Annotated in this window: 6 protein-coding genes; 5 read left to right on the top strand and 1 reads right to left on the bottom strand. The window is 33.6% G+C overall.

Annotated elements, in window-relative coordinates:
* Nucleotides 1-112 precede the first annotated feature (112 nt).
* A complete protein-coding gene (porL, locus tag BT151_RS15075; protein WP_072403153.1) occupies nt 113-751 on the bottom strand; it encodes a type IX secretion system motor protein PorL/GldL in 639 nt (212 codons plus the stop codon).
* A gap of 757 nt (nt 752-1,508) precedes the next feature.
* Between porL and BT151_RS15070 the strand changes: the two genes are divergently transcribed.
* The 5 genes from BT151_RS15070 (at nt 1,509) to BT151_RS18910 (ending at nt 13,103) form a co-directional block, all read left to right on the top strand.
* Nucleotides 1,509-2,528 (top strand): T9SS type A sorting domain-containing protein, encoded by a 1,020-nt coding sequence (locus tag BT151_RS15070; protein ID WP_072403152.1) that lies wholly within the window; start codon nt 1,509-1,511, stop codon nt 2,526-2,528.
* Between the two features lie 497 nt (nt 2,529-3,025).
* Nucleotides 3,026-6,169, top strand: a complete 3,144-nt coding sequence (locus BT151_RS15065; protein ID WP_072403151.1) for a glycoside hydrolase family 2 TIM barrel-domain containing protein — start codon at nt 3,026-3,028, stop codon at nt 6,167-6,169.
* 174 nt (nt 6,170-6,343) lie between these two features.
* Nucleotides 6,344-9,550 (top strand): SusC/RagA family TonB-linked outer membrane protein, encoded by a 3,207-nt coding sequence (locus BT151_RS15060; RefSeq protein ID WP_084647987.1) that lies wholly within the window; start codon nt 6,344-6,346, stop codon nt 9,548-9,550.
* 11 nt (nt 9,551-9,561) lie between these two features.
* Nucleotides 9,562-11,541 (top strand): RagB/SusD family nutrient uptake outer membrane protein, encoded by a 1,980-nt coding sequence (locus tag BT151_RS15055; protein WP_072403149.1) that lies wholly within the window; start codon nt 9,562-9,564, stop codon nt 11,539-11,541.
* A gap of 35 nt (nt 11,542-11,576) precedes the next feature.
* Nucleotides 11,577-13,103, top strand: a complete 1,527-nt coding sequence (locus BT151_RS18910; protein ID WP_072403148.1) for a PKD domain-containing protein — start codon at nt 11,577-11,579, stop codon at nt 13,101-13,103.
* Nucleotides 13,104-13,143: the final 40 nt, after the last annotated feature.

Below are 13,143 nucleotides of genomic sequence, written 5' to 3'. Positions count from 1 at the left end.
TCGCTATAAATATTAAATACATCAGATTAATCATTTTCTGTCTGGGTGATAAATTTCCTCCTGCCATGTTTAATTAGGTTTTTTGGTTAATTAATTTAGGATTAACCCCTAATTAGTTTTTGCTCATAGCGGTTAGCATACCTCCGTAAACACCGTTCAATGAAGAAAGGTTTGATGCTAAAGATTGCATTTGTTCTTTTAGTTTGACAGCGTTTTCTACAGACTCTTCGTTGATAGCTGCTTGTTTATCAATACTTTCTAACTGAACTCTGTATGAGCTATTCAAAGATTCCATTTGCGAAGCGGCTAATGATATTTCTTCGCCGTATTTTTTAGTAGCTTTAATAGAATCTACAGTAGGTAACATGTTTTTGGCAGCACCTTCAAAGTTTTTGATGCTATCTCCTAAACTTGCGATTAACTCTCCATCAATTTTAGCCTCTTTTAGTAAATTGTCTAATTTTTTAGATAGTAAACCTTGTGCATCTTCTTTTCCTTCTTTTTTGATTGATTGTCCTCCAGCTAATTCTGGATATACTAAAGACCAATCTAACTCATCATCAACAGGTTCAAATGCAGATAATGCGAATATAATCGCTTCGGTTACTAAACCAATAGTTAGCATAACGTTACCTGTTAAAGGTCCAATTTCAAAGTGAATAATTTTGAACAGAGCTCCAACAATTACAATTGCTGCTCCCAATCCATAAGCCATATTCATCAGTTTCTTGTTTGTTTTTGACTTTGCCATAATTTTTAGTTTTATATGTTAATTAGTTTATAATAAATTGGTTTCTAATTTTGAAACTTTCTTTTTTTAGAAAAAGTCTTATCTAAAAAAACAAATTAAACCATTATGAAATAAAATCAAGAGGGGTAAAAATGTTTATTTTAGGGGGGATATTAAAATCTACCACATTAATAAACATTTTTATTTAAAATCATCTTTCAAACTGAAATTCTGAACACAAACCATATGATTTAAACAGAGGGGTGATGTTTTAAAATAAAAAATTGCAACAAAAAATCAGACAATCAACTTAGTGATTGATCTGATATTTTATATCTATACGTTTCTACTAAAAATTCTTTATTGTTTTGTTTCTCAAATTAGGAGTTATTACATTAAGTTTCTATCCTCTGAAATTATGGATAATGCATCTTTATATCTTAATTTATAATTGTGCCTATAAGCTCATTATACCTTATACCTTTGGTAAGATTAAAAAATAGTCTGGGAAAATTTGAAACTGTAGAAATATTTTAAATCAGTTTTTTGACTTTTTTATAAAAAACTGTTCCACATCTAAATTAATGTTAATCAATCAAAATTCTTTTATACACTTTACGAGTTAGTCTTAAAAAAAGCAAAATAACACCATTATTTTATGGATTTAGCAAATACCCCCCTGTTTTTCATACAAATACTCTCCTATGAACCTCTTTTTTTTAAATGATATTTGTTTTTGTAAAATAATTTTACATAACTAAACTTAAACTAATATCTTATGAAAACAAAAAAACTACTTTTTTTATCTACCATGTTAATGGTATTTAGTGTAACAGCTGTTATGGCACAACGAGGAACCTGTACATCAGGAGCTGATCCTCTTCAGTATATGTATACTATTGTTGATGGTACTGAAACTCAGGATACATCAACTGCACTTGCTGGAACAATAAATGATGTGTCACCTGGAGCTGAAGTAAGAGTTGGTTCTGCCTACCCTTACATCAATTGGCAAGAAGTTACTTCTTTTAGTATTGATGTGAGTAGCGATAATGGAGAACCATCAATTACAATAGATAATTCGAATATTGGGGATTATGGTCAAAATTGGCAACCTACAATACCTCCTGCCTTTTTTACATCTGGTGCTGTTACTACTGTGGCACTTACATTAACCCCTGATGCATCTAATCCTCATAATGGATGCACTACCCCTTGGACATATACTTGGACATTTAATACTGGATCTGTTTGTGTTCCTTCTAATCATAATGCTTATTCTAATACTGGTGCTTGGTTTGATCATCCAGCTGGACTTACAACAATAGATTTTTATAATGTGCCTATTGGAACTGATATTGCACTTGGAGTAGATAACCCTAAAAGTACTATAGTTTATAATGGATGTGGTTTTAGTGAAACTGTAGAAAGCGCTGATTTTTGGTTTACTCCTTTTACTGAAGCAGGCACCTGTACAATTACTGGAGTTTATACAAATAATTGTGGAGACGATGTAACATATACATTTAATTTATCAACAAGTGCAGATCCATTAGGTACCGAAAAATTTGAACAAGCAGGTTTTAGCATGTATCCTAATCCAGCTAAAGATATATTGAACATTAATTTTAATAGAGATTTAGATGCTGTTATCTTAAATACTTCAGGACAAAAAATAATGTCTCGTTCAATTAACGGACAAGAAGCTATCGATATAAGTAATCTAAGTAGCGGTCTTTACTTTGTAAAACTTGTTGCAGATAAAAATGTAATTACTAGAAAATTCATCAAAGAATAATAATATTTATATTAAATAATTATTTTAAAACTCTTAAGGATAAATTTAATTCTTAAGAGTTTTTTTATTTAGTCATTATAAAAAACAAATCTGTTTTAGTTTATAAAATATATGTTATTGTGAAAAATATTTTTTTACATTTTAAACATTAATCTGTTTGTTTACAATGAGAATTTAAGCCCTCTATAATACACTGTTTTCTCTTTCAATTCTTCAACACAAAAGGCTAATGATTATCAAAACTTCATTTTAGTTTGCTCTTTTTTATTAACTTAATATTTTTTATAATCAAAATTACACTTAATCAACTAAAAATGAGACTCTTTGTCAACCACAATAAAATAACCCCCTTTTTTATTACAAAAAACACCCCTATAATGTTCTCTAGCTTTATGATTTTTGAAATATAATAGTTGTTGTTTATGCAAACTTTAAAATTTATCCAATAATTAAAAACAAAACAACAAGTATATCAAAACACATATTTTAAAAGAATTATGAGAAAAGCACTCTTAACTACAATTATTTTATTTACAATTCAACTAAGCTATGCACAAGAGTTAAATAATGAATGGGAAAACCCAACGATTATTGACCGTAATAAACTAGAAGGAAGAGCTTTTTTTATATTACACGAAAACGAAGCATCAGCGTTGACAAATACCCCTAAAAATTCCACGCTTTATAAAAACTTAAATGGTATTTGGAAATTTTCATTGGTTAAAAATCCAGACTTAAGACCAATGGATTTCTATAGTAAAACTTTAGATGATTCTAGCTGGGGATTTATTCCCGTTCCTTCTAATTGGGAATTAGAAGGGTATGACACGCCAATTTACACCAATGTTACTTATCCTTTTCCTAAAAACCCACCATTTATTGATGGCGATTATAATCCTGTAGGGAGTTATAGACAGCCATTTACAATTCCTGACAATTGGAATGATAAAGAAATTATTTTGCATTTTGGTTCTATTTCAGGATATGCTCGAATTTTTGTTAATGGGAATGAAGTTGGGATGACTAAAGCATCAAAAACTGCTGCAGAATTTAATATTACCAATTTTTTAGAAAAGGATAAAGAAAATTTATTAGCTGTTCAAGCATTTCGTTGGCATGATGGTAGTTATTTAGAGGATCAAGACTTTTGGAGATTAAGTGGAATAGAACGTGACGTTTTTTTACAAGCTATGCCAAAAACAACCATTTGGAACTTCTTTGCAAAAGCGAATTTAGATACACAATACGAAAATGGGATTTTTAGTATTGATGTAGATCTAAAAAAATTCGATGATAAATCAAAAAAACAATATGCATCCATTTCGCTTACTGATGCGAGTGGAAACGAAGTTTATTCCGAAGAAAAACCTATTTCTAAATCTGATACAAAAGTAAGTTTTAGCGCAACTATTAATAACGTTAAAAAATGGAGTTCAGAACACCCTTATTTATATAGTTATGTATTAAAATTATCTAATAAAAAGAAAGAAGTTACTGAGGCTTTATCAAAAAAAATAGGTTTTAGAAAAGTAGAAATTAAAGATGCTCAACTCCTAGTTAATGGAGAACCATTAATGGTTAATGGGGCAAATTTACATGAACACAATGGAGAAAAAGGACATGTACCTGTTAGAGAGACCATGCTAGAAGATATTAAGTTAATGAAACTAAATAATATCAATGCTATTCGAATGAGCCATTACCCTCACGACCCTTATTTATACGAACTATGTGATAAATACGGGATGTATGTGGTTGATGAAGCCAATATTGAAACCCATGCCATGGGAGCCGAATGGCAAAATTGGTTTGAACCATCTAAGCACCCTGCCTACTTACCAGAATGGGCACCAGCGCATATGGATAGAATGCAAAGAATGGTAGAACAAGATAAAAATCACACCGCTATTATAATTTGGTCTTTAGGAAATGAATGTGGAAACGGACCAGTGTTTTATGATGGTTATGATTGGATAAAAGAAAGAGATAAAACAAGGTTTGTACAATTTGAACAAGCCGGAGAAAACAGAAATACGGATATCGTTGCACCTATGTATCCAGGAATAAATCATATGATTGAATATGCTAATTCGGATAAAAATAGACCATTTATTATGTGTGAGTACTCACATGCTATGGGAAATAGTAATGGTAATTTTCAAGAGTACCGTGATATTATGAATACTAGTAAAAAAATGCAAGGCGGTTTTATTTGGGATTGGGTAGATCAGGGTCTAAAAGCAGAAACTGAAGACGGTAGAATGTTTTGGGCTTATGGAGGTGATTTAGGAGGTAAAGATTTGCAAAATGATGAAAATTTTTGTGCAAATGGTTTAGTAACTGCCGATAGAATACCACACCCTGCTTTAGAAGAAGTTAAAAAAATATTTCAATATGTTGAGTTTAAATTAAAAGGAAACGTCCTAGAATTAACAAATAAATACGATTTCACTAATCTGGACAAATATACTTTTAAATGGATATTAAAAGCAGATGGCATAATTGTAAAAGAAGGTACTTTTGATGTTTCTTTAGATCCAAACCAAGCTAAAGATGTTATTATAGCGCTCCCTGAGTTAGACTCAAAGGAGTATTATTTAGATGTTTACGGATATACTAAAGACGCTACAGAATTAGTTCCTGCAAATCATGAAATAGCACGAGAGCAATTTAAAATAGGAAATAACACCTATTTCGATATTAATCCTTTAGTTGAAACTGAAGACACATTAATATATTCAAAAAAAGAGAACACTTTAACATTTAGTAATAATAAAATTGAAGGTGAATTTGATTTGGCAATTGGTAAAATAAAAAAATACAACTTAAAGGGTGAGGATTCTCAAGTTATTACTAGTTTCCCTGAGCCCTACTTTTGGAGAGCTCCTATAGATAACGATTTTGGTAATAACATGCCTAGAGACTTAAAAATTTGGAGAGATGCTCATAAAATAATGAACATTGAAAGTGTAACGGTAGGAAAACAAATTACACAAGGACTTCCTATAACAGTTAACTGTAGTCTTACTGATAAAAACATTCCTTATCAAGTAACCTATTTAATCCAAAATAATGGCTCTATACTTATTACAGCCAGTATAGATGTGACAGGAAAAGAAACGCCTGAAATTCCTCGTTTTGGAATGCGTTTAGAATTACCAATAGCATATCAAAACCTAAGTTATTACGGTCGTGGTCCATGGGAAAATTATTCTGATAGAAACACGTCTTCTTTTATTGGTACCTATCAAGATAATATTAAAAATCAATTTACATGGACGTACATACGTCCACAAGAAGCTGGTTATAAAACAGATGTGAGATGGCTTACTTTAAAAAACGATAGTGGACAAGGTATTGAAATTAAAGGTGCACAGCCTTTAGGGTTTAGTGCTTTAAACCTATCAACAGAAACGTTAGACCCAGGTGACTGGAAATCTCAAAAACATCCAACCGATATCGTTACAGAAGACAAAGTATATCTTCATTTAGATTTAAAACAGCGTGGTGTTGGTGGCGATAATAGCTGGGGTGCAAATCCTCATGATCCTTATAGGTTACTCGCAAAAAAATATACGTATACATATAGTATCAATCTAATAAATGTAAAAGATAAATATCAACTAACCCTAATTGAATAGAGCAATATAAAGTTATTAATTTGAAACCAAAAAAGTCTTATGATAGAACCCAATAATTATTTTAACAAATTAAAGAATACCATTACATGAAAACAAAATTATTAAAAGTGATAAAAGAAATAATTTTTGATCTAAAAAATAATTAAATAACTAAACTAAATAAAATTTAAACTTATGAACAAACTATTAAAATGCTTTTCTAAGTTCAACACTAAAGCCTTATTTCTTATGGTCTTTTTTGGGCTTGGAGTTTTTACAGCTTTTGGGCAAGAAGAAAACGTTTCAGGAGTAATAACAGATATTGATGGACTGCCTATACCAGGAGTAAGTGTTATTGTTAAAGGCACTACAATAGGAGCAGCATCAGATTTTGATGGTAATTACACTGTTAAAGCATCTCAATCTGATGTTTTGGTGTTTTCATATATTGGATATAGTACACAAGAAATAACTGTTACCGGAAAAAAAATAAATATTGTTTTACAAGAAGATATTTCAACGCTAGATGAAGTTGTTGTTGTTGGGTATGGAACACAAAAAAAGGTCAACTTAACAGGTGCTGTTAGTATGATTAGCAGCGACGAATTAGAAGGCAGACCAGTTCAAAATGCTTCTCAAATGTTACAAGGGTTGGCTCCAGGACTAAACATTACCCAAAACAGCGGAGGTTTAGATGATAGAGCCTCCATAAATATACGTGGTATTGGAACAATTGGTAATAGCTCTAGTGGGGGCGCATTAATTTTAATTGATGGTATGGAAGGGGATATAAATGCCATTAACCCGCAAGATATTGAAAGTGTATCTGTATTAAAAGATGCCGCTGCTTCTTCTATTTATGGGTCTCGTGCGCCTTTTGGCGTTATTTTAATAACAACAAAAAAAGGAACTGTAGGTAAAACCGTAATTAACTATAACAACAATGTACGATGGGGTTCGCCAATAAGTAAACCAGATATGATGGACTCCTATACCTTTGCTACGTTTTTTAATGATGCAAATAAAAACGGAAACGAGGCTCCATTTTTTTCAGAAGAACGTCTACAAGCATTTTTAGACTATCAAAATGGTGTCACTAGAGATGAAATTATTCAAAACCCTAGCAATCCGCAAATTTGGGCAGATGGATATGACAAGGGTCAAGCCAATAACGATTGGTATGATATCGTTTATAAAAATTCCACTTTTACTCAAGAGCATAATATTAGCGCAAGTGGTGGTAGTGAAGATATTCAATATTATGTCTCAGGAAATTATTTAGATCAAGATGGTTTAGTAAAACTTAATACAGATACATTTAATCGTTATACAGGAACATTAAAACTAGATGCTAAGGTAACTGATTGGGCAAAAGTTAGTGTTAAAAACAGTTTTATACGTGAAGATTTTCAAAGACCATCTGCATTAAATGATGGTTTATATCAAAATTTAGCGCGTCAAGGTTGGCCTATACTTCCGCTTTACGATCCAAACGGGAACATATATTCGTCACCATCACCAGCCTTGGGCTTAAGAGATGGCGGACAAGATAAAAAGCAAACAGACTGGTCATACCAACAAGCTAGATTGATTATAGAACCTGTAAAAAATTGGCTTATTACTGGCGACTTAAACTATCGTACAAAAACCGAGTTTCGTCATTGGAATAACCAAAAAACGTATAATTATGATGTGGATGGTAATCCTTACGTTTATGGTAATGGTAGTTCAATACATGAAGAAGCTTTTAAAGAAAATTATTTAAATACTAGTTTACGTACAGATTATAAAAAAGAATTTGGAGATGGGCATAATTTTCATATTTTATTAGGGTATCAATCAGAACTAACAAAAAAACGTTTCATATCCGCAGATAGAGATGGAATAATAGTTCCCGGCCTTCCAACGCTTAACACCACTAGTGGTACCGATGCTAATGGCGAAGTAGTTCCTCCATCAGTTTCTGGAGAATATCAAAATTGGGCAATACAAGGCTATTTTGGTCGTATAAATTATAACTACAAAGAACGCTATTTAATAGAAGGTAACTTGCGTTATGATGGGTCATCTAGATTTCGTGCCAACAAACGCTGGAGCTGGCTTCCTTCTGTTTCAGCAGGTTGGAACATAGCTAAAGAACCATTTTGGGAAGCATTAAACTCTTCTATAACTACATTAAAATTACGTGGGTCGTATGGAGAATTAGGGAACCAAAACACAGAAATTTGGTATCCAACCTATGTAACCATGCCAGTGGGAACATCTAATGGAAGTTGGCTAGTAAATGGTGTACAGCCAAATACAAGCTCTGCACCTGGTTTGGTAAGTGAATCATTATTTTGGGAAGAAATAAAGGATTGGAATGCAGGTATGGATATTGCGCTTTTAAACAATAGACTGTCTGCCACATTTGAATATTTTACCCGATATACAATTAATCAAGTAAATACTGGTCCACAATTACCAGCAGTTTTAGGTACAGGAGTACCAGATGTGAATAACACAGACATAAAAACATCCGGTTTTGAACTTAGTTTAACCTGGAGAGACCGTTTAGAAAGTGGATTTGGATATAGTGCTAATCTATTATTAGCAGACTCACAATCAAAGGTAATTAAATACCCTAACTTCACAAATAGTCTTAATACATATATACCTAATCGTACTATAGGAGAAATATGGGGATACGAAACCATTGATATTGCAAGATACGCAGGTGAAATGGAGGCGCATTTAGCCACTCTTCCTAATGGTGGTCAAGATGCTATTGGTAGTCAATGGGGACAAGGAGATGTTATGTATCGCGATCTTAACGGGGACGGTAAAATTGATGAAGGATCAAGAACCATAGGCGATACTGGAGATTTAAAAGTTATAGGAAATGATCAAGCTCGTTATGCTTTCTCAATAAATTTAAGCGCTGATTATAAAGGCTTTGATGTTCGTGCGTTTTTTCAAGGGGTCTTAAAACGTGATTATTTTAGAGAAGTTAATTATTATTTTTGGGGAGCTTCACAATGGGGACAATGGTGGTCAACTGGTTTTACCCAACACGAAGATTATTATAGAGCAGACGCTAATCATGTACTTGGGCAAAATTTAAATTCATATTACCCACGTCCTCGCTATGACTCAAATAACAAAAAAGCGCAAACAGCATACCTTCAAGATGCCTCTTATATTAGATTGAAAAACTTGCAGATTGGTTATACATTACCAGAAGATGCGATTAAATATTTAGGGGTTCAAAAGGTACGCTTTTATTTATCTGGAGAAAATCTTTGGACAGGTACAAAAATGACCAAAATATTTGATCCAGAAATTGTTGGTACAGGTGACGAGAACAAAAATGAGTATCCACTAAGTAGAACAATTGCTTACGGCTTAAGTATTAATTTTTAAAATTTTTAAAGATGAAAAAACAATATAATATAGTACTCTTCTTAATTTTTGGAGGACTGACCTTTTTAACCTCTTGTGAAAAGGATTTTCTAGAAAGAGCACCACTTTCCGATATTACTCCTGAACAATACCTTCATGAGGAGTCTCAATTGGCAGCTTATGCCATTAACAGATATGGTTCTTTACCAACGCATGGTAATTTTAGCTATGGAACATTTGGTATTGATGCCAATACAGATAACATGGCATCAATAGGTTTTGACACCAAATATGCTCCTGGCCAATGGAGAGTTGGACAGGATGGTGGTGATTGGAATTTTGGAAATATCTTTCAGTGCAACTATTTTTTACAGACCGTAATACCTCGCTGGGAAGCTGGAGAGATTTCAGGAAGTTCCCAAAATATAGATCATTATATCGGTGAAATGTACTTTTTCAGAGCATGGGAATATTTTGCAAAGGTTCAAGCCCTTGGCGATTTTCCAATTGTAACAACTACATTAAAAGATGATTTAGTAGAATTAACTGAAGCAAGTAAGCGTGAACCTCGTACAGAAGTAGTTCGATTCATTATTTCAGATTTAGACAACGCCATCGATTTAATGTTAAGTGCATCACCTGACGGTGCTCAAAATAGATTAAACAAAGCTTGTGCACAGTTATTAAAATCTAGAGTAGCACTATACGAAGCTACATGGTTAAAAAACTTCAAAGGTACAGCGTTTGTGCCTAATGGACCAGGTTGGACTGGAGCCGAAAAAGAGTATAATCAAGGCTATCAATTCCAAGCTGGTAGTATAGATGGTGAAATTGACTGGTTATTAGACCAATCTATGGAAGCAGCAGCAGCCGTTGCAGATGCATATACACTTGTTCCTAACAATGGTGTTTTAGAACAATCTGTTACAGATGCTAATAACCCATATTTTCATATGTTCAGTGATGTAGATATGTCGGGGTACTCTGAGGTATTATTATGGAGACAGTATGACAATGGATTAGGAATCCAACATAATGTACCCGTTTATGCGCAAATAGGAAATTATGGCATAGGACTAACTCGTGGTATGGTAGATGGTTTCTTGATGAATAATGGTTTACCAATATATACAGCTGGTTCTGGTTATCAAGGTGATGATTATATTTCGGATGTAAGAGAAAACAGAGATGGAAGACTTTGGTTATTTTTAAAACAACCTGAACAAATAAACGTTTTATATCCATCTATACTTGGAACTCATGCTACACCCATAGAGCCGATTCCAGATATTACAAATTCAAATGCAGAGCGAGGATACAGCACAGGATATACAACTCGTAAAGGGCTTAATTATGATGCGGCACAATGTGCAAATGGTGGCGGATATACAGGAGCTATTGTTTTTAGAGCAACAGAGGCTTACCTAAACTATATGGAAGCTTCTTATGAAAAAAATGGATCATTAGATGGTAAAGCAAGTGCTTACTGGGTGGCCATTAGAAATCGTGCAGGAGTAGATACTGACTTTCAGAAAACTATTACTAATACCGAGATGAACATGGAAGCTAAAAATGACTGGGGAGCCTATTCGGCAGGTGTATTAGTAGATGCTACACTTTATAATATTCGTCGTGAAAGACGTTGCGAATTAATGGCTGAAGGACATCGCTGGAATGACTTGAAACGTTGGAGAGCTCTAGATCAAATGATTACTGAACCTTATCACATTGAAGGCTTTAAAGTATGGGGACCAATGCAGGATTGGTATGATGCTTCTGATCTTACTAAAGTTTCATCTCAGACTCTTAGTGATTACTTAAGGCCGTATGAAAAAAATGGCAACGAATTGGTTGTTGATGGATATAAATGGACAATGGCGCAATACCTTAGCCCTATTGCAGCGGAACACTTCCTTATCACATCATCAGATGGGGCCGATGCTTCTTCTTCTCCTATTTATCAAAATCCGGGATGGTCTACCAATGCCAATACGCCTCCAACTGATTTATAAATCTGTGTTTTTTGAATCATTTAAATAAAATAAAAATGAAAAACTATAAAAAATATTTTCAAAGTCTGATGGTGGTAACATTACTGCTAACACTCTTTTCTTCTTGTACGGATGATGATACCCCATCATTAAATGTAGTTAACCCAAACGCTCAATTTACTTTTACAATTAGCGATGAAAATCCCTATTTAGTGAATTTTACAAGTTTGATTACAGATCGTGATTCTTGGAGCTGGGATTTCGGTGATGGAGAGACCTCTACAGTGGCACATCCTACACACACCTATGCAGAAGTGGGCGAATATATTGTGACTTTAACTGCTATTGGTGAACTAGGTTCTATACCTGCAGAAGTTCAACAAGGTATCATTATTAAACTATACGATCCTACTGCTACTTTTTCTTACCTAGCGAGTACTGGTGATCCTTTAGAAATTAAATTTAGCACAACAGCTGCCTACGCAAAATCTTATGCATGGGATTTTGGAGATGGTAACGTATCAACTGAAAAAAGCCCGACGCATATTTATGATACTGAAGGAAATTATACAGCCACTTTAATAGTAACAGGATTAGATGGCACAACACCAGTAGAAATAACACAAGAAGTAACTGTAGGAGTAGTACTAGCTAAATTAGAAGGAACATTAATTGGTCATGAAGGCTCTTGGAATGATGATCCTGCCACATATATAACCGCTGCTGTTGATGGTGATCTTTCAACATTCGTTGACGGCGCAGATGCTGAAGGGTTTGTAGGTTATGATTTCGGAGAAGGAGTTTCCCTTAAACTTGTTAAATACGCACCAAGAGAAGGAGATTTTTTTATAACAAGAATGGTAGGTGGTGAAATTCGAGGGTCAAATGACCCAACAATTCTGACTGATCCATCTGCTGCCACCTTCAATATACTTTACACAATTACTGAAGCACCAGCTTTTGAATTGAATCAAGCTGTAATATCAATACCGGAAACCTATAGGTTTATTTACTATTATTCTGCAGATGGATTTTGTAATATTTCAGAATTGGAATTTTATGGAGAAATAGGAGAACCAGCTGATTTTGTTGCAATAAATGTTGAAAATTCAGATTTCTCTCTTCCTGCAACTGGGAAACAATCCAACTGGGATAATGTACCTGGTTGGAGCAGCGATTCAACAGCAACCGACTCAGGAGTGGAGGAAGATGGAGAGGGTACTAATGAATGGTATGCTTATAGAATGAGTAGCGACCCATCTGCATATAATCTTACTGATTATGTAATTTCTGACGGTAAGCAATTCAAAATTAATTTAGATGCTTGGAATGGCTGGAACAGCTCTCAAATTATCGTTACATTATACTATGATACCGGCGATGGAATTAGAAATACGTTGGCTACTCAAACATTCGATCTTGTAATTGATCCTGACAATAGAGTAGTATCTAATTTTGAATTGATTGCGCCTGCTACAACAGCATCAGTTGGAGCAAATCTTGGAATTATGATAGACAACGTGTCTACAGATGGAGGTGATGGTTGGACATCATTTGACAACGTTCAATTATTTGCAAAGTAAGCTTTTCTTAATGCTAGTAATATGTTAAACTTTTCAAAGA

The sequence above is a fragment of the Flaviramulus basaltis genome (genome assembly GCF_900114265.1).
GTDB classification, from domain to species: domain Bacteria; phylum Bacteroidota; class Bacteroidia; order Flavobacteriales; family Flavobacteriaceae; genus Flaviramulus; species Flaviramulus basaltis.
Note: the sequence above shows the minus strand (reverse complement) of the source record. Positions and strands in the feature narration are given on the sequence as shown.

Bases quoted from the DNA above. Each gene is read 5' to 3' on its own strand.
- porL (WP_072403153.1), bottom strand. From the start codon at position 751: ATGGCAAAGTCAAAAACAAACAAGAAACTGATGAATATGGCTTATGGA.
- BT151_RS15070 (WP_072403152.1), top strand. From the start codon at position 1,509: ATGAAAACAAAAAAACTACTTTTTTTATCTACCATGTTAATGGTATTT.
- BT151_RS15065 (WP_072403151.1), top strand. From the start codon at position 3,026: ATGAGAAAAGCACTCTTAACTACAATTATTTTATTTACAATTCAACTA.
- BT151_RS15060 (WP_084647987.1), top strand. From the start codon at position 6,344: ATGAACAAACTATTAAAATGCTTTTCTAAGTTCAACACTAAAGCCTTA.
- BT151_RS15055 (WP_072403149.1), top strand. From the start codon at position 9,562: ATGAAAAAACAATATAATATAGTACTCTTCTTAATTTTTGGAGGACTG.
- BT151_RS18910 (WP_072403148.1), top strand. From the start codon at position 11,577: ATGAAAAACTATAAAAAATATTTTCAAAGTCTGATGGTGGTAACATTA.